This is a genomic window from Bacillus cereus group sp. N6 (genome assembly GCF_016483705.1).
In the GTDB taxonomy this organism is placed as follows: Bacteria; Bacillota; Bacilli; order Bacillales; family Bacillaceae_G; genus Bacillus_A; species Bacillus_A wiedmannii.
The window spans coordinates 21567-40095 of sequence record NZ_JAEHBI010000029.1 but is presented as its reverse complement, the minus strand read 5'-3'; the positions used below and the strand labels follow the sequence as shown (position 1 = coordinate 40095).

Genomic DNA, 18529 nt, shown 5'->3' with positions numbered 1-18529 from the left:
GTTGAGGAAGTGAACCGCCCGTTAGAACGGGTTATATAAATAGAAGGAGGCGTTATAATGGAAGCGAATATTAATACGCAAGATGTAGGTTCGAAAAAGCCATCATTATTAGGGATGATTACATCTCCAGGTGAACAGTTTGAGAGAATGAAGACTAATAATGCAGTTTGGGGTGCGTTTTGGATACTTTCTTTACTATCAGGGATTACTGGAGGTATTAGTACTTATGTATATTCTTTAACACCTGAATCAATTAAGCTCAATCAAGAATTAGGGGTTAATGTTACACCTGTGATGACTTTCGGTGCTGGTTTTGTATTTGGTGTTTTCGGTATGATAATAGGTTTCTTCATTAGTGCTGCTGTATATAAAGTGTTAATGATGTTAATGAGTAATGATACTTCTTATAAGAAATTATTAACGATTACTGTATATTCAAGCATTATTTCATTACTTGGCGTATTAATAAATGCAGTTTTAGCACTTATTCTAGGTGGTTCAGGGAAAGAATTTTACACTGGTTTAGGACCAATTTTCGCTTCAAGCGGCGGTGCTGTAAAAGGTATTGCAAATAGCATTGAAGTATTTACAATCTGGGGATTTGTGATTACATGGTTAGGTCTTCAAATTACAGCTGGTTTAAGCAAAAAGAAAGCAACGATTCTTATGGTTATTTTCTTCATCTTAACGATTGGCTTTGGTACGCTAAGAGGACTAGTGCAATAATCTTGATATTTCATGTCGCTAGAAAGAAATGCAGCAATTATAAAAGTAATTGCTGCATTTTTTGTTATAAGGAGTAGATACATATGTTTAAGAAGTTATTAGAAAATTTTTTGTTCATTGTATTATTGTTAGTGGTAGAATATATGCCGAATAAGAATCCTTATATATTTGTTGGCGTTATAAGTTGTATTTTAGCTATAGGTTTATAGGCAATCGATAGATCTTTCAAACGTATAACTACAGAATAGTATAAATCGAAAATGTATAAAAAAAGATTCCTTCTCACTTATAGAAGGAATCTTTTTTATTTTTACCCTTATTTCAAATACGACCAGCAGAATTTCAAATTCTACTTCGTGTAATTTAAAATTTCGGCGGTCGTATTTGAAATTACTCACAGTGAAATCGCCTCTTTATTTTTATATTGTGGAGGTACCGGCGGAATAACAAAGAGGTATACCTTTTAGAAACAGGTACTGTGTGAAGCCAGCGACTTTTACAGAGACAGTTGTTTTGTATGAAGGAATGATTGTAAATCAAATAAAGAAGCTAGGTATTTATCAAGATCATGAAGAGTATTATCAATGTGGTTTAATTGGTCTTTGGCATGCTTATGAAAGATTTGATGCGGAGAAAGGAAGTTTTCCTGCATATGCAGTTGTAACGGTCCGTGGTTATATATTGGAAAGGTTGAAGAAAGAGTCTGCCTTGCAAGAAAGGAATGTTTACGTAGGTGAATATGAGGAGATTTTTACGTTTGAAGATGCTGAAATAAGAGCAAAGGATTTTATGAGTGTATTAGATGAGAAGGAGAAGTATATTATTGTCGAACGTTTTTTTGTAGGGAAGACGATGGGGGAAATCGCTAGCGAGATGGAAATGACTTATTATCAAGTGAGGTGGGTGTATCGGCAAGCACTTGAGAAAATGCGAAATAGCTTAAGAGGATAAATAGGATTATAAGAATGGAAGGCAAGGGATATTGCTTTCCATTCTACTTATTCTGTTAAGGTAGTAAATGTAATAAGAGGTTTTTAAATTGTAGTGAATCTTGCATGTTCATACGTGATAATACGTATCCAGCTTTTAATAATTGTTGTTTTAACTTATGGGGACTGATATGTATTGTTGTAGTAGTGCCATTTGAAAAATGAATGTTAGCTTTTTTGCTCTTTTTGAAAAATTCTATGTCATCTATATGGTTATAAAATAGCCATATACAGTTTGGAGAAGAAGGAGATTCTGTCGGGAAAGCACAAATATATTCTCGATGATTAATTGGAATTGGGACATTTTGTTTGAATTTAAAGTTTGTTTGGACTGCATTACGTCTGCCTTGATAAGTAGAGTGAACATTGGTTAGACAAGATTGCTTGATGAGTTGGAGAGCAGTTTGACAGGAGTAAAGATGGTTCCCGCTACTGTCGATAATTTTGGTGCGATAATAAGGGTGCTTGTAAGGTTCCAGCATCATTGTAGAATTAGAAATAATAATATCATTTTCTTCATTCATAAATTTGATTCCTCCCTTATAAATGATAGTAATACCGAATATAATTATATACGAATTAAGTAAATTAATTATTAATATTCTGTTTCATATTGTAAATTTTGACTATTCGTTTACAATCAATAGATGTTAGTCTTTCTAATTTGCATCGCTTGTACATATATATGAAAATAGAAAAGAGTAGGCGGTGAGATAGTATGAAGAAAAAGTATATTATTATGGCTCTAGTTGTTGTTCTTCTAGTATATTTAGCAAATAGTAATCCGAGTAAAGGTGAATATACGGATTGGGCAGCGAAGCAGTTTATGAAACGTAATGATGTAAGTAAGAAGCTAGACGAAGTTCAAAAGGAAAATGAAGAAGGTCTCCTTGGCGATTTAGCATCGGCTGGTAAGAAGTTGGCGAAAAAATATGTTGAGCCACAAGTTGGATTATTAATCGAGAATTATACAAAGCGAAATGATTATATTTTCTTCTCAACATATACGACCGAGTTTGATATAGGCGGAGAACATTATAAATATGTATGCGTCGGTTTTTCAAAAATCTTTATTCCGATTGAAATGCCGAAGAAAAAAGATGAATCTGCAAAATGATGCAGATTCGTCTTTTTGTTTATAAGTTAATTGGAACTTCAGATACATTCTTTTCTACGAGACGGGCTCCTTTTTTTCGGGTATTTTCATTAATTGATGAAAATACAGATGAGGCAAGGATGGTATCCATTACTTGATTTACGACTTGTGCATCGACGGGTGTGATAGGTTTCTCGATAGAAAAAACAACTGTTTTTCCATCTTCTTTCGCAAAAATTAATTCTAGTACTTGCATATGTTATTTCCTCCTTTTTATTTATCCCGCTATATTGCGGGCAGGGTGATTGGTGTTGGTTCATACTTAGCGGGGGATGAACACCCCCCACTAAGTAAATTTTAACCTTATAGGGTAGAAAGATCTGATGTGCTAACAAGCTGTATAGCGTGAAGCGGTGATGCTTGTAAAGAAGCAAGAGCACGTGCTACGTTTTGTACTTGCTCTAAGTTTGCGTTTGTTTTAACACGCTTAAATTGTTTTTGCTTAAAAGCTGTTTTTCCGTTCTTATCTAATCCACTGTTTAAGACAAGACGTAAAGTTAAGTCCGTTACGATTGTTCCGACTGCCATGTTTATCACCCCCTTTCACTTTATAAATAGGGTGCAAATGTCATGTTTTGGCGTGAAATTTATTCTTTTTTTTGGTACGCTTAAAAGACTAAGAGAGGGGCTTCGGAAGAGTGAAACGTAAATGGTTATTTTGGATTCCTGTTTTACTATGGATGGGGTTGATTTTCTATTCCTCGGCACAACCATATAAAAAGCAGGATATGCGCTCGGATATTGAACAATATGTAAATGTTGAGTTTGTGAAAGAGCATTTCTCGTGGGTATCTATCGATTATGGCGGTGGTACACCTGTTAGCATTGCAAATAAAGGTGTAGGCGGATTTATTGAGTTTTTCCTTCGTAAAGGTGCGCATTTTATGGTGTTCTTTATGCTCGGTTCATTGACGTATTACGCTTTTCATCGATCAGGTTATTCGAGGAAAAGATGTTTTATATATGCTCTTCTTTTCGTTGCGGGATATGCAACATTTGATGAAATTCATCAATGGACTACGGGAGATCGTACACCGATGTGGCAAGATTCATTACTGGATACATGCGGCGGATTAACAGGAATTATAATAAGCAATTGGTTTTGGAATAGAAAAAGGAGCTAATCTTTTGAGATTAGCTCCTTTTGTTTATCCCGCGTTAACGGACAGTAAAACTCCCACCTCAAAATTCAGTTGGAGCAAAGAAGTTAGGTGGGAGATCAACTGTCCGTAAACGTCCGATTGGTTCAACTAATAATCAGTGGGGATGAACAAAACCCCCACTGATTAAAGTTTCACTTTATACACCAAGTAATTCTTTTAGCTCATCTGTAGATAGTTCGGTCATCCAACTATCGGTTGTAATGACAGCGTTGTTTAATGATTGTTTTCTTTCTAACATTTCATCGATTTTCTCTTCGAGTGTCCCCGTTGTAATCAGTTTATGAACGTGAACAAAGCGTTTTTGACCAATACGATATGCGCGGTCTGTTGCTTGGTTTTCTACAGCTGGATTCCACCAACGGTCGTAGTGAATGACATGGTTGGCAGCGGTTAAGTTTAAGCCAGTTCCACCTGCTTTTAACGATAAGATGAAAATGTCATACGTTCCGTTTTGGAACTGGTCGATCATTTTGTCACGTTCTTTCTTTGGTACACTACCGTTTAAGAAGAGGACGCGCTGACCGAAATGTTCTTCTAACACATTTTTTAGCATGTTCCCCATACCGATGTATTGTGTGAAGATTAAACAACTTTCATTTTGATCTTTTATATTTTCAATTAGCTCCATTAGCGTGCTCGTTTTCATGGAACGTTCGATGATGTCTTTTGGTTCTGTTTCTTTTAAATAAAGAGCAGGGTGATTACAAATTTGTTTAAGTTTGTTCAGCATGAGTAATATAAATCCGCGTCTTTCAATCCCACTTAATCCTTCTACATTTTGCAATGTATCTTGAACAAGTTGCTCATATAAGGAAGCTTGTTCACCAGTAAGTGGACAGTACGCTTTCTGTTCTTGTTTATCTGGTAAGTTTAATGCGACTGTTTGATCTTTTTTCGTACGACGCAGTAAAAATGGTGAGATAAATCGTTGAACTTGTTGGATTTTTCCTTCGTCACGATCTTTTTCAATAGGTGAGACGAAGCGGCGCTGGAATTGTCCTAAGCTGCCAAGATATCCGTGATTAATGAAGTCAAAAATAGACCAAAGCTCGGAAAGTCGGTTTTCCATCGGTGTACCGGTTAAAGCGATTTTGTGAGTTGCTTGCAAGTTTCGTACTGCTTTCGACTGCTTCGTATGTGGGTTTTTAATATTTTGTGCTTCATCCAAAATAACAGCATCCCAGCATAACGTACTAAGTTCTTCTTCATCAAGCTGAGCTAATGCATAAGATGTTAATACAACATCTGCTGATTGAAGGAAGTCTTTAAATGATTCACCTTTCGCTCGGTTACTTCCATAATGTAACTGAACACGTAAATTTGGTGCGAAACGCTCAAATTCTTTTTGCCAATTTCCAAGAACAGATGTCGGTGCTACGATTAAAGCAGGGCCTGTTTGGAGATTGTTCTCTTTTATATATAGTAAGTAAGTGATCGTTTGAATACTTTTTCCAAGTCCCATGTCGTCAGCTAATAATGCTCCGAATCCAAGCGTTCTTAAATATAATAACCATTCAATGCCATGTTGTTGATACGGACGGAGTGTTGCGTTTAGTGCAGAAGGGACATCTACTTTTGGAATATCTCCAATGTGCAGTAGTTTTTGGAATAGTTCTTCATAATATCCATCTAGCTCGATTTCAATATCGGTAAATGGACTATCTTCTTCTACAATTTCTGTTTCAGCAGTGTTTGATAAATGTTGCTGAAGGACATCTTTCATTTCGAGTCCATATTTATCGGCACGGTTCATAAGCTTTCGTACTTCTTCAATAAAGGCTGGGTCCAGTCTCATCCATTGACCATTTATATTGAATAATCGTTTGTTTTGTTCAACGAGTTCGAAAAATTCGTTTTCTGATAAATCAATGCCGTTCGTTGAAATTCGCCAGTCAAAATTAACGAGTGTATTCATGCCAAAGAAAGATTGCGTTTGCGTGGCATTTTGCTTCAACTGCACACGTAATTTTGGTTTTGTCGCTTTTAAATTTTGCCACCAGGATGGCAGTAAAATCGTAATACCTGCAGCGAGTAATTCGTTACTTGCTTCTGTTAAGAAGTTCCACGCTTCTGTTTCAAAGAGCTCACTTCGGAATGCATCGCCTTCTTTTAACCACGGCACGAGCTTACTGAATCCTTCTTGTGTTTCAAGAATACGTTCTTCATAATCGTGCCATCGTTTTGGTAAAGAATCGATACTTTCATATACATATATGCGATGTGCCCCGCGCTTTGGTGTAACAATTGTCTCAAGCTTCCACATTTCAAATTCTTCTTGCGGCTCTTGTAGCCGTAGTCCAATTGTAAAGGGAAGGTCATCTTCAATGTAACCAATTTTTCGAAGCCAATCTTCTTCATGTAGTGCTGCATCCAATTGTCTTTTCGTAAAGTCGTAATGTTCATAAAGTCTCTTGGCATCTTCCCATCCGTCGTTTGAACGGTTATCTTGTAATATGCTTTCATTTACCGCGGCCGAGAAAAGAGATGCCAATGTGTCATCTTCGATTGGGGTATTTTGCACTTTCCAAGATGGTTGTTTGGGCCAACGCTCCATATCAGGTACGAAGCTACCGCTTGTGAAGGCATCCCATAATTCGTTCGCATCTTTCGTAAGTGCTGTAATAGGGCCATTCATTTGAATATGGGCAAAGGAGTTCATCGGTTTATTAGCGATGTATTCAAATGCTTGTGCGTTTGTTAGCATAACACCTTGTTTTCCTTCAAAGGTTGCTTCCTTTAGAAACGTGCCGTAGAAGGAAGTGGAGTGCCATGTAAATGCATTTCGTTTCCAACTTGTTACGGATAATGGAGTACCGCTGTCATCTTCTCCCCAAAGGAACCAACCTTGACTAACGTGCTGGAGCCTAATTGTTACTTCAGTTTGATTGATCATCGATTAATTTTCCTTTCCGTAATTCCTCTTGTAGTGCACGCAGACGTGAATGTAAGTTTGCGATGTGAATAATGAAAGCATCCCATTCATCAGTACGCTTTAATCGTTTATATAATGTACGTAATTTCTTTAAGTAACGAACTGCACGTCTATATGATTTGCGGTTTCGCTCTTCAATGGCCTCGGTAGCAGCAAGGTGATAAAGAGGAAGGGCTGCTTCTGGTGCTTCCTTTTCAATATCTTTCAGTGGCTCTTTCAAAAGTTCAATTGCTTCAAACCCATGTAAGAGCTGAAGTTCTGCCCATGTACGATATTGCTTTTTCGCGAGTACGTATTGCTCATAGTTTGCGAAACTATATGGTAATAGCTCTTGCAAAATCATTTCGAGTCCGGCTTGTTCATTTGTATGGGTTGCATACGTTTCATACATGATGACAAATAAGCGAACGATATCTTTTATGAAAATCGTATTTTCGTGCTCATGTATCGTTTTCTTCACTTGTTTATACGTAAAGGAAAGCCAGTTTTTCGCACGATCCCACTGCATTGTATTTAATAGCTCTTCTAACCAATAGAAGTACAGACTTACAACAGAAGCAGGCTGTTTCTTTAGTAAGTCCATAGCTAATAGGTCTTCGTCATTTAAAAAGAGTAGATGAGAAGATGCTAATGCTTTGGAAAGTGGATTGATTTTCGTATCGATTCGCTTTTCTTCTTCTTTCAGTTTCTCTTTATTGTGTAAGAGTTCACTCCATATGTGACGATAAATAAAAAATCTTTCTTGCGTATAGGCGTCGGTGGAGAAGAATACTTCGTGAACGAGACGAGCTGTTTCTTGCAAAATTGCTTCAGACTCTGAAGGAATCGCTTCTGATTGTAAGTCCCGAACGATGGATTCCACTTTGTCTACAAATAAGCGAACGACGTTAACAGGCTGGTGATAAGAATACGTTTTATTTGCTTCGAAGTCCTGAATTTCTTCTAATAATTTTTGAAAGCAATAAAGCGCTGCATGTAGCCTGAACAACTCATGTATCGCAACGATACGCGGAGCTTTCCGCTCGAGTTTCGTATAGAAGTCTGTAAAAATACTCATAAGAAAATACATTTGTTTATAAGTAAGCCGAGCTTGTTCTTTTTTAAATGATTCATATTCGTTGTCAAAATACGATTGCCAACTTTTATAATCCGTTTCTTCAAACGCTGATGATTGCAATACTTGTCTTGCAGTTCGAATAGGAGGAAGGGAAGGTTTCGTATTATTTTTAAATAAAGTTAATACATCTCCTACTTGCCCGAAACTAGATGCTGCAGATAGTAAAACAGCGAGCATATGCTCACATTGCGTTGGTGCAAAGCAATCGCAATAGCTTTCAGCGACGTTACGAATCGGGATATGGACGCTATATACGCTGCCTGCAGCATCTACAGTTCCTGATAGCGTATAACCATCAAAGTCAACGTTGTAGACAACACCACTACGATATAGGTGCCGAGCTGTAGCGACATGTTCCTGATCAGCTGTTTGCTGTGGATCTAGTCCTTGAACGAACTCATTCGCAATCATCATAATTTCATCTTTCGTAATTGAGTGTTGCAGCATAATATTCCTCCGTACACATATTTCTTTCCTTTACCATTATAAACAAAAAATGCTCAAAACAGAAAAAATGAAATTTGGATTACATAAATTGAAAATCATGGTAATATATATAGTGTTAATTTTGTATATTACTATATATGTATAGGAGGAGAAATGGTTTGTCAGATTTACAGACGAAGTTAGGCAGTGGAATGAATAAGTTACAAGAAGGAATTGAGCAAGGGAAGATGAAGTTACAAGTTGCGCAAGAAATCGCTCAACTGAAAAAAGAAATGCAAGTGCAAATGCAGAAAAAGGCAGAGGTTCTATTAGAGATTGGACAACGAGTCTACGTTCAATTAAGAGGAAACGGAGTAGATGAAGCTAGCCTACAAGAAATGATTGCTCCAGTTCAAGAATTTGATGTAGCTATTTATCAAGCAAGAAAACGCATTGTTGAACTGCAAAAGCAACAAGGCGAGAAAGCTACATGTGAATGTGGTGGACCTTTATCAATAAATGATAAGTTTTGTGGTTCGTGTGGAAAGCCTAATCCAATGTTAGCGATAGAACATGAAGGTGAAACGACAAATTGTATTTCATGTAATGAACATATCGATCAAAACTCTACTTACTGTCCAGTTTGTGGGATTAAGCAAAGTGGGGAGTGAATTAGATGTATTGTCGCACATGTGGAAATCAACATGGTGAAGAGGTAAACTATTGCCCTAACGAAGGAAGTATGGAGATTGCAGGAGCTATAGAGGCAGTAACGTTAGAACAAGATACTGCAAAATACTGCAAAGGTTGTGGCAGTGAAAATGCTCAGCAAAATTTATATTGCCAAAAGTGTGGGCATTCTTTATTTATTGTGAAGAAAAAGGAACAATCTATCAAATTGCCTACAATGGACGGTACGCCTGAAGTTAAATTTACAGCAGATAAAGCTGTTTTAAAAACAGGTTTTATTGGTGGGGCTGTTGCAAGTATTCTCATGTTAATTGCTGGTTGGATTGGTAGTGTATTATTTGCTTCTATATTAAGTGAGATGTTTAGTAAATTTGCGAAAGAATTAGAAATGTTGCCAAGCTTTTATTCGAGTGCAACTTCTACGATGTTAAGTTATCATTTACTTGGTTTTACAGCTAGCGACGATAGCGGATTGATATTTTCTTTATCATGGCATACTCCATTTACATTACTATTAATCATTCCATTTATGATTTTCGCTGGTACAGGAATTTGTTTAGGAAAGCAGCGTGTTGCAAAAACGATTAAGGATCAAATCTTTATAGCAGCAACAGTTGGTATTATTTATGGTGTCTTTTTATTCATTATAAGTTTTATAGCATCACAATCTTTCGCAATTCCATTTTCAGAAGCAGGTAAGATTACGGTTGGCTATTCAGCGATTAAGAGTTTACTGAGTGGTTTTGTGTGTGGGACATTATTTACCTTAATAGGATTTATTGCTCATACAAGCAAAAATAATATGGCAGCAGCATTTCAAGAGTTAATGCCATATGGAGCGTCTGTTTATTACGGTATTTCAGCCATGATAAAAGGACTTTTAGTAACAGCAGTAGTAGTTTGTATTATGGCGTTAGTAAATAAGGAAGACAGTATTGAACCATTAAAAGAAATAACAACTTTAAAATCTGAAAGTACATTATTAGCATTAGAGTTAACACCTCAATTATGGAGTATGGCTCATTTTGCTCCGTTAGAAGTATCAAGTCCAGCACTTAGTAAGGAGTTTACTGGAATTGGTAAGAAATCAAAATCATCTGAGAGCACATTATCGTTTTCATTTATATCAGGCATCTCTGTAAATGGCGTAGTGGTTAGAGATATAATGATTTCAAAAGGAGCAAGTCAGGAAAGCCTTGCTGAATTTGATGAAGTGAATAACGTATTCCATTACGGTTTATTACTGCTTATTATTCCATTGTTCCTTATGTTTAGAGCGGGAAGAAAGTTAGCTGAATTATCGACTGCCAATATGTATATTACATTAGCAGTATGCAGTGGTTCTTACACAATTATGATGATTGTAATGAATATGATTTCTAAGTTCCAAATTGATGTTTCAGGGACTGTAACAAGTTTGTTTGGAACAAGTGGAACGGTATTATCTATGCAAAATTCATTTGTATATTTAACTTTGTGTAGTTTTATTGTGACATATGTAGCAGCATTTGTTGGAATGAAGTTAGCTAAAAAATAGGAGGAGAGCACGTTGAAGTTTTGTGGAACATGTAAAAAGAACGTTGCAGACCATTTGAACTTTTGTCCTGAGTGTGGGAGTAAAGTAGAAGTAATCGTCGATAACACTGCCGCTACATATACAGAAGTACAAAGCGAGACACAACCAGTGAAAAGTAAGAAAAATTTATTTTTAATTATTGGTTTCGCCATTATTATTATTTTAGTATTTGGGGTATATAAATTTGGAGCATATAAGTTTTCAAAAGAAAAGCAAATAAATGTAATGATTGAAGCATTCCAAAAGAAAGATATTAATGCAATTGATGAGTTTGTGAAAGCAAATGATTCAAGCTTAAAGATTAAGACAGAGGATATTAAAGCGTACATGCGTTACTTAAAAGAGAACCCTTCTTACAATAAACAATTATTGTCTTATTTACAGAAAGAGACAGTAGATCAAAAGTTAACAAAGGATAAAAATTCGTTTAAAGATGGGGAAATTGTAGCAGAGGGAAAAGAGTGGTTCTTATATCCAAAGTATAAGTTTAGCATGAAATCTTATTATATGAGTGTTAGTACAACTGCAAAGAATGCAGAAATATATGTGAATGATAAAAAAGAAACAGAACTTTCTAGTGATAAAACTTCGAAAGAGTTAGGTCCATACTTCCCTGGTACGTATGTTGTCAAGGCAACAGCGAAGACAGAACTTACTGAATTAGAAACAGAGAAAGAAGTAGATTTAGCAGATGAACAGAGCGAGAAAGTGAATGTAGATTTATCGCTTGAAGGAAAGTATGTAAGCATTTCTTCTGATGAAAATGATGCAACCGTATTTGTAAATGGTAAAAAACGTGGGAAATTAAGTTATGGTAATTATAAACTGGGTCCTGTATCCACAGATGAAACAGTAGAAGTACATTTAGAGAAAACTACTGATTTTGGTGTAATAAAATCTGAAAGTGTTAAAATTGGAGACCAAAGCACGTATTACTTAAAATTCCCGAAAGAAACATCAAGCTCAGCAGTTGGTGATTTTGTACGAAATCACATTTATAATAACGTACGTGCGATTTCGTTAAATGATTTTAGTCTAATTGAAAATAATTATGATAAGAGCGGGAAATCGTATAAGGAAGACCGTGATTATATACAATATCTACACAAAAAGGGAATTACTGAAGATTCATTAACAATGGAAATTCGTAATGTAGAGCATCAAAGTGATACGAAATATAAAGTAACGACATATGAAGAGTACCATATTCGTTATGGTGATGGATCTGTGAAGTTCAAAAGCTTTAATAATGAACATATCGTTACTGTTAATGGAAATGGAAAGATATTGTACCATTCTCTTGGAGCGAATAATACGCTTAAGTCAGAGGAAGTATCTGGTCCGAACCGTTAATAAAAAGACTATCTCATATAATTGAGATAGTCTTTTTTCGATTAGGAGCGCGTTTCCTTTAATATCGCTTGCACATATGGATCATGTAATATTTGTTCTATAATTGGTAACATGTTTTGTTCGAATGGAATATCGATAGGAAATGGCTTTTGTGAGCCGGGTTTGATTCCATATTGGACAATTTTGTAATGTGTATTTGCTTCAGAGCTGAGCACAATTAATTTATATCGATTGTCATCGCCAGCGAGTGAAAAGTCAATGGAAGTAGCGTCGTACGTTACTTCATCTTTATATATATACGGTTTTGGTGTACCGATCCAGTCTACTTTTGCTTGTACATTCATGAACATAACCTCCTTATAGCTATTATAAAAAAATAAAAGCCAGCTCTCAACAAAGAGAACCGGCTTTAGCAGTCATTGGTTATTTTAAAATTTTCACTTTAACAGTTTTGCGTCCCCATTTTTGAGCAGCGCTATCTGATCCAAGTAGGATGTCGATACGGTTACCTTTAATTGCACCGCCAGTATCTCCAGCGATAGCTTCTCCGTAACCTTCAACCCATACTTTAGATCCTAATGGAATTACTTTCGGGTCAACAGCGATCATTTTCATGTTTGGGTTCGCTGTTAAGTCATGACCCATTGCAGTTAATACACGGCCACCGTATGTGCCACCGTTTTCGCTCGGATGAGCTGTATATGCTGTAGCTACAACTGTTAACTCACGACCACCAGAAGGTGTGCTAGTTTCAGCAGCTTTCACAGCAGGCTTAGCAGCTGGTTTTGCTTGTGCTGCAGGTGCTTGCGCTTTAGCTGGTGCTACAGTTTTAGCAGGAGCAGGTTGTTCTTGTTTCTCGATAACAGGTGCTGTACCTGTTAAGAAAGGAACGTGAACATAAGCTGTTTTCCCGTTATATTCAAATTGTAACCACTCATTTTGTACTTGGTTCGTTGTTTCGATCATATCGTCTTTCTTTAGCGTTCCAAGAACTTCTGAGTTTGTGTTCGCTTCAGCACGTACGTTTAATACGTTAGCTGTTACGTAGTAGATGCTTTTTGTAAACTCTGTACTTACGAATGCGTCTTTACCATCTAAAGTGATTTTTGACCATCCGTTCTCTGTATTTTGAACATCTATTTTATTCCCGTTTAGTAATTTACCGACAACTTTTGATTCCGTAGTAGGGTTTTCGCGTACATTTAGTACGTCTGTTGTTACAACAGTTTCTGCATTAGCAGATGATGTGAAAATCCCAAGACCAAAAACTGCTGCTGTTGCTATTCCAATTAATTTTTTCATGATAGCCTCCATTGCGTTTGTTTTCGTGTCCTCATTATAGCAACAGATTTTTCGGATTTCGGGAAAACACACAATTACAAACCATTCGTAATCAGTCGTTAACATCCTGTAATATAACAAAAAATATAGGAAAGCGTTTTTCATTCTATGTGATTAGTAGGTTTTTACTTATATTCAAAATATTTAATACAACATATATTTTTCGGTGTAAATAAAAACATTACAGGAGTGTTACATGATGTTTACTAAACGATTACATTCCTTGAGTATTTTACCGTTTTATGGGTAATATAGTTATATAAACATAAACATTTCGTTTGTGAAACTATAAACACGTGCTATATACTAGCAAAAAAACCGCATAATTGTTACAAACAGAAAGGGTTGCAAGGAAGAAAAATGCCCTTTTTTATATCTGTAACACATCCTTTTTTGGGAAAACACATTCCCATCCGCATTTTTCTCGCACAATTTGACAGCAGTATTTCGATCTTATAGCTCTCGCAGAGTAAAAAGATTATACGGAAGGTAAGGCTGTCCATAAGAATTCTAGTTGGTGAAGGTGAAAGTAAGAAAATCACCGTAAAATTATAGTTTTCTATCCGATTTTACATATCGGAATTTATGTTATTTACAAAAGTGAAACCTACGAAGGGGGATTTGATGAGGAAACTGACAAAAACATTCATCGTTTCATTAACATTATGTATTGCATTTACAATTTGGGGGATTATTCCCGAATCTATTATTGGAAAAGGTAGCCTAGGAAATGTAACGACTGCGATTCAAACGGTATTGGTTAGTAAGTTTGGATGGTTCTATATTATTTCTGTTTCTATTATATTAGGTGTGTCTATCTTTTTAATTGTTTCGAAATACGGTTCTATTCGTTTAGGTAAAGATGATGATGAACCTGATTATAGTTATATGACATGGTTTGCTATGCTATTTAGCGCTGGTATGGGTATCGGTTTAGTTTTCTGGGGCGTTGCTGAACCATTAAACCATTTGTACGCACCTCCGTTTGGAGAAGGTGCAACTGAGGAAAGTGCGCGTCTTGCATTACGTTTTTCATTTTTCCATTGGGGATTACATCCGTGGGGACTATATGCATTTGTAGCGCTGTGTATTGCTTACTTTACTTTTAGAAAAGGAAAAGCAAGTACAATTAGTGCGACAGTAGGTCCGTTATTCAAAGACGGGGAACATGGACGTATTGCTCATTCATTTGATGTGTTAGCTGTTTTCGCAACTGTGTTTGGTGTCGCAACATCATTAGGTCTTGGTGCGAAACAAATTGCTGGTGGTGTTAGTTATTTAACATCTATCCCGAATTCATTGCCGACACAGTTAGTTATTATTGCAATCGTAACCGTGTTATTTATGTTATCTGCGCAAACAGGTCTTGATAAAGGAATTAAATATTTAAGTAATGCGAATATTATTTTGGCGTTTGCACTTATGATTATTGTATTATTTGCAGGTCCAACAAACTTTATTATGAATTACTTCACTTCAACAATCGGTTCTTATATTCAGGAATTGCCAAGCATGAGCTTCCGCTTAAGTCCATTAGATGAAGGCGGAAACCAATGGATTCAGTCGTGGACAATTTTCTATTGGGCATGGTGGATTGCATGGTCACCATTCGTAGGTACGTTTATTGCACGTGTTTCACGAGGACGTACCATTCGTGAGTTTGTTATCGGTGTGTTACTCGTACCGACTGTAATTGGTGCACTTTGGTTCTCTGTTTTCGGCGGGACTGGTATTCATATGGAGCTGTTTGGTGATGCTCATATCTTCGACAAAGTGAAAGAGATGGGAACAGAAGTAGGGTTATTCGCTATGTTCGATCAGATGGGAAGCTTTGGATCAGCTTTATCGGTATTAGGTATTCTACTTATTGCAACATTCTTTATTACATCTGCAGACTCTGCGACATTCGTTTTAGGGATGTTAACGACACATGGTAGTTTAAATCCACCAAACCGCATTAAAATGGTTTGGGGTATCGTTTTAGCATCGATAGCTTCTACCTTATTATATATTGGTGGATTAGAAGCACTGCAAACGGCAGCTATTATTGCGGCATTCCCATTCGTCTTCGTTATTTTCTTTATGATGGCAGCATTATTTAAAGAGTTACAAAAAGAGGGGCGTATGAAGCGTCATAAATAATAGAAGGAAAAAGAGCTGATTATATATCAGCTCTTTTTTATATAGAAGGAATTTTAACTGCAAGTCAGGGAAATAAAATACTTTACTATGTAAGTAGTATGCCTTTTATGTGAAGATAAATCGATGAATTTCGACAATGTTCGATATCTTGCGGATTCTATTTGTATTTTTGACAAAAAATTGTCGGAAATGTGTTGTCACGTTTATGTATATGTGCTATATTATTTCCTGTAAGCGATTTCAAATAGTTTTAAAGCGCATTCAAGGGGGACATCTAGAATAATGAAACGTTACGAAAGAAAGTGGAAGCATATTTGTTTGAAACGTGTGGCACATCGTAGTGTCCAAGAAAGCACGGAACCTAAGACTGAAACGCGCAAAGAACAGCAAGAGAAGCAATTGGTTCTACAAAAATAGCAATCACTTTTTCGTATATAAATGAAGGTCAATCGTTCGTTGGGGGATGGACGTGAAATTACTTTCAGCTAAGGGGTATTGTCTGATATATATAATTTATACGGCAATAAATCAGCACAGAGCATACGGCGCTCTGTGCTGATTTTTATTTTGTAAATAAAAATCAGTGGGAGAACTCCCACTGATTAAAGTTTTACTTTTCTTTTTTGAATCGAACTGTTTTATCCCAGCCAATGACTTGTTTCTTACTCTTTGCACGTAAGTATAAAATTAAGCTGCGAATGAATAAGTACGTAAAGAGCTGTGCGTACGTAAAGTACATGATAACACTAATAAAAATATTAGTTGGTGTAAAGGTTCGTTCCACACTCTGGGCACTAAATAATTGAGAAACATATGTAATATATGCGACATACCACATAAATAGTAGCGGAATGCTATATTGAATTTGGAATATCCCGAGTACCCCAATTACAAACCAAACGTTCGAAATGATTAAGAATAGCCAAAATACAACATACACTAAAACTTGTTGTAAGGAATGGACGAGAAGTTTTCCTTTAAAGAAACTTAAGGAAGAAAACATTTTTTCTAAAATGTACAAGTTCCCTTGGAGCCAACGTGTACGCTGCTTAATAAGGATTTTTAAATGCTCAGGTTCTTGTTCCCATGTAATCGATTCTGGAACGATCGGTAAGAGATAGCCTTTTTGTGTAATTCGTAATGTTAATTCAGCGTCTTCTGCAATTGCATACGGGTCATAGCCGCCAAGTTCTTCTAATGCAGAGCGACGAAGAAGCATATTTGTTCCTGTTAGTGAACCTGTTTGGAATAGTAACCAGCGTCCTGATTGCATAAGGAGCTGGAAGATTTGAAATTCTAATGAAATCATTCGTGTTAGCCAGTTTCTGTTTTCATTTACAGTACGAACGTGACCAACAGCTCCAACAGCATCCTCGGTTGTTTCAGCGTGTTCTACAAGCATTCGCAGTGCATGTGGTTCAGGCTGGTTATCTGCATCATACACACAGAAGTATTCACCATCTGAAATACTAAGACCGTAGTTTAATACACGCGATTTCCCTTTTGGTTCACCCGCCGGAACACGAATGTGACGAATATGAGCATAAGCTTTGTCAAAATCGTCACCAATTTCAGGTGTCTCATCTTGAGAGTTATCGTTTAATAAATAAACAGTTAGTTTACCTGGATATTCAATCTTTGCCATCGCCTCTAAAGTATCTTTAATAACGACCCCTTCATTGTGGGCTGGTATTAAAATGTCGACGCTTGGATAATGTTCTAGCGTACGATCTTTTCGTTTACTATTTCGGTGAACTAAACCTGCGAGTGTTAAGAAAGAATAGTAAACAAGTAAGGCAGAGAATAGAAAGGCTGTAAAGATAAGTATATACTTAATCGAAAATGTGATACTAATCCAAAAAACGAGTACGCAAAACAGAAGGAATAAAAGCAGTATAACGAGTGTCATCATAATAACGTCTTTCCTTTGTTCCCAATTTGCTCGCGTGAAATTTGTATATCTTGGATCGCTTCAGCAGCAAGCCATTGCTCCATTTTTGGCTTTAGACGGTTCATTACAATGTCAGCACCGGCTTCATTTGTGTTTTGTAATAAAATAACTAGCTTATTATTATCGTATTCAGCAGCAAGATCAAAGTCATCTCTTATCGTTTCAACTAATAATGAAGCTACACGGTTCATAACACTTTCCTTTGTATATTTACTAAAGGAATTGAAATCAAAGTAAATAATAATACCCGTTTCATTACGACGATTCATTGCAGTGATTAATAATGCTTGTCGTCTTTCGAATTCTTGTCTTGTTAATAATTTTGATTCTCCAATGTATTGTTCTAACGTTCTCACACGTTTGGTTAATTCTTGATTTTCATGAATAACCTTCTTTAATAAATGAGTTGAGATATATACGATGAAGAAGTTTGCTGCCATTAGGAAGTGAGTAATAATGTATTCCCATTGTTCCGATGTACTCCATAAGTAAAGCCATGCTTGGTAGAACAGATAGAATACCGAAGTAATGGTTCCTAATATAAAAAGAACAAATGCGGTTTTATCAGTCAATAATAGAAATAGTACATTAACAATTACATATATAATTGTAAAAATGAGAGCATGTTCATATTGCGTTACATGTACAGTTGTAAAATAAAATAAAATTTGTAAAATCCACATAGAGAGGACTTTATAGAAGTTATTTTTCACAAAACTTTCCTCCTTAAAGGTAATTCATGCAAGGATACTTGTAGTATGCACAATTATTAAGAAATAGACCGGATGACTAGATTCTTTTGGAGAGAGCAACAACAAGTAGTATCTCTCTTTTGCAAGAAAAAATAAACAGACTTACTAATTATTGTATCATAATGTTCTTATATTTAAGCATAAAGTATTTAATATATATCGAAAAAATATACAACATATAATAAAAAGCCCCCTCTTTAGAAAGAGGAGACTTT

At 36.1% G+C, this 18529-nt stretch carries 18 protein-coding genes; 9 read left to right on the top strand and 9 right to left on the bottom strand.

Annotated features, from left to right (window positions below; translation table 11 throughout):
* Window positions 1-57: 57 nt before the first annotated feature.
* Together yknW and JDS99_RS19365 are read left to right on the top strand one after the other, a co-directional pair.
* Complete coding sequence (yknW, locus tag JDS99_RS19370) at window positions 58-726, top strand: YknW family membrane protein (RefSeq protein ID WP_199695536.1); 669 nt, start codon at window positions 58-60, stop codon at window positions 724-726.
* Between the two features lie 480 nt (window positions 727-1206).
* On the top strand, window positions 1207-1677 hold the full coding sequence (locus JDS99_RS19365) for a sigma-70 family RNA polymerase sigma factor (RefSeq protein WP_199695535.1): 471 nt from the start codon (window positions 1207-1209) through the stop codon (window positions 1675-1677).
* A 55-nt stretch (window positions 1678-1732) separates the two neighbouring features.
* On the opposite strand, the gene JDS99_RS19360 is transcribed toward JDS99_RS19365, so the two are convergent.
* Window positions 1733-2239, bottom strand: a complete 507-nt coding sequence (locus JDS99_RS19360) for a competence protein ComK (protein ID WP_048542596.1) — start codon at window positions 2237-2239, stop codon at window positions 1733-1735.
* Between the two features lie 194 nt (window positions 2240-2433).
* On the opposite strand from JDS99_RS19360, the gene JDS99_RS19355 reads away from it, so the two are divergent.
* The gene (locus JDS99_RS19355; protein WP_000731403.1) at window positions 2434-2832 is read left to right on the top strand and encodes a DUF4359 domain-containing protein; all 399 of its coding nucleotides are present in this window, start codon (window positions 2434-2436) and stop codon (window positions 2830-2832) included.
* A gap of 19 nt (window positions 2833-2851) precedes the next feature.
* On the opposite strand, the gene JDS99_RS19350 is transcribed toward JDS99_RS19355, so the two are convergent.
* Window positions 2852-3067, bottom strand: coding sequence for a DUF2922 domain-containing protein (locus JDS99_RS19350; RefSeq protein ID WP_001197599.1), 216 nt, complete (start codon window positions 3065-3067; stop codon window positions 2852-2854).
* A gap of 107 nt (window positions 3068-3174) precedes the next feature.
* Window positions 3175-3399, bottom strand: a complete 225-nt coding sequence (locus tag JDS99_RS19345; protein WP_199695534.1) for a DUF1659 domain-containing protein — start codon at window positions 3397-3399, stop codon at window positions 3175-3177.
* Between the two features lie 110 nt (window positions 3400-3509).
* Here JDS99_RS19345 and JDS99_RS19340 point away from each other — a divergent pair, with 110 nt between their 5' ends.
* Entirely contained in the window at window positions 3510-3995 is a 486-nt protein-coding gene (locus JDS99_RS19340; protein WP_087985938.1) for a VanZ family protein, read from the top strand.
* 175 nt (window positions 3996-4170) lie between these two features.
* Here JDS99_RS19340 and JDS99_RS19335 read toward each other — a convergent pair whose 3' ends face one another.
* Together JDS99_RS19335 and JDS99_RS19330 are read right to left on the bottom strand one after the other, a co-directional pair.
* On the bottom strand, window positions 4171-6927 hold the full coding sequence (locus JDS99_RS19335) for a DEAD/DEAH box helicase (RefSeq protein WP_199695533.1): 2757 nt from the start codon (window positions 6925-6927) through the stop codon (window positions 4171-4173).
* Window positions 6911-8530, bottom strand: coding sequence for an SWIM zinc finger family protein (locus JDS99_RS19330; RefSeq protein ID WP_088064831.1), 1620 nt, complete (start codon window positions 8528-8530; stop codon window positions 6911-6913). Before JDS99_RS19330 ends, JDS99_RS19335 begins: the two co-directional genes overlap by 17 nt.
* Before the next feature lie 158 nt (window positions 8531-8688).
* Between JDS99_RS19330 and JDS99_RS19325 the strand changes: the two genes are divergently transcribed.
* The 3 genes from JDS99_RS19325 to JDS99_RS19315 are packed head-to-tail and all read left to right on the top strand — an operon-like array spanning window position 8689 to window position 12128.
* The gene (locus tag JDS99_RS19325) at window positions 8689-9180 is read left to right on the top strand and encodes a zinc ribbon domain-containing protein (RefSeq protein ID WP_087985935.1); all 492 of its coding nucleotides are present in this window, start codon (window positions 8689-8691) and stop codon (window positions 9178-9180) included.
* 5 nt (window positions 9181-9185) lie between these two features.
* A complete protein-coding gene (locus tag JDS99_RS19320) occupies window positions 9186-10736 on the top strand; it encodes a zinc ribbon domain-containing protein (protein ID WP_097889546.1) in 1551 nt (516 codons plus the stop codon).
* Window positions 10737-10748: 12 nt separating this feature from the next.
* On the top strand, window positions 10749-12128 hold the full coding sequence (locus JDS99_RS19315; RefSeq protein WP_199695532.1) for a zinc ribbon domain-containing protein: 1380 nt from the start codon (window positions 10749-10751) through the stop codon (window positions 12126-12128).
* 41 nt (window positions 12129-12169) lie between these two features.
* Here JDS99_RS19315 and JDS99_RS19310 read toward each other — a convergent pair whose 3' ends face one another.
* Together JDS99_RS19310 and JDS99_RS19305 are read right to left on the bottom strand one after the other, a co-directional pair.
* On the bottom strand, window positions 12170-12472 hold the full coding sequence (locus JDS99_RS19310; RefSeq protein ID WP_097907699.1) for a DUF3910 family protein: 303 nt from the start codon (window positions 12470-12472) through the stop codon (window positions 12170-12172).
* A 79-nt stretch (window positions 12473-12551) separates the two neighbouring features.
* On the bottom strand, window positions 12552-13430 hold the full coding sequence (locus JDS99_RS19305) for a cell wall-binding protein EntA (RefSeq protein ID WP_088608277.1): 879 nt from the start codon (window positions 13428-13430) through the stop codon (window positions 12552-12554).
* Window positions 13431-14093: 663 nt separating this feature from the next.
* Here JDS99_RS19305 and opuD point away from each other — a divergent pair.
* A complete protein-coding gene (gene opuD, locus JDS99_RS19300; protein WP_199695531.1) occupies window positions 14094-15611 on the top strand; it encodes a glycine betaine transporter OpuD in 1518 nt (505 codons plus the stop codon).
* A 282-nt stretch (window positions 15612-15893) separates the two neighbouring features.
* Window positions 15894-16028: a hypothetical protein gene (locus tag JDS99_RS32410; RefSeq protein WP_000833067.1), complete on the top strand. Its 135-nt coding sequence runs from the start codon at window positions 15894-15896 to the stop codon at window positions 16026-16028.
* 193 nt (window positions 16029-16221) lie between these two features.
* Here JDS99_RS32410 and JDS99_RS19295 read toward each other — a convergent pair whose 3' ends face one another.
* Together JDS99_RS19295 and JDS99_RS19290 are read right to left on the bottom strand one after the other, a co-directional pair.
* Window positions 16222-17523, bottom strand: a complete 1302-nt coding sequence (locus JDS99_RS19295) for a glycosyltransferase family 2 protein (protein WP_098082128.1) — start codon at window positions 17521-17523, stop codon at window positions 16222-16224.
* Window positions 17520-18275 carry a diguanylate cyclase domain-containing protein gene (locus JDS99_RS19290; protein WP_098133480.1) on the bottom strand — a complete coding sequence of 252 codons (756 nt, stop codon included), beginning with the start codon at window positions 18273-18275 and terminating at the stop codon, window positions 17520-17522. The genes JDS99_RS19295 and JDS99_RS19290 overlap by 4 nt, the downstream gene beginning before the upstream one ends.
* Window positions 18276-18529: the final 254 nt, after the last annotated feature.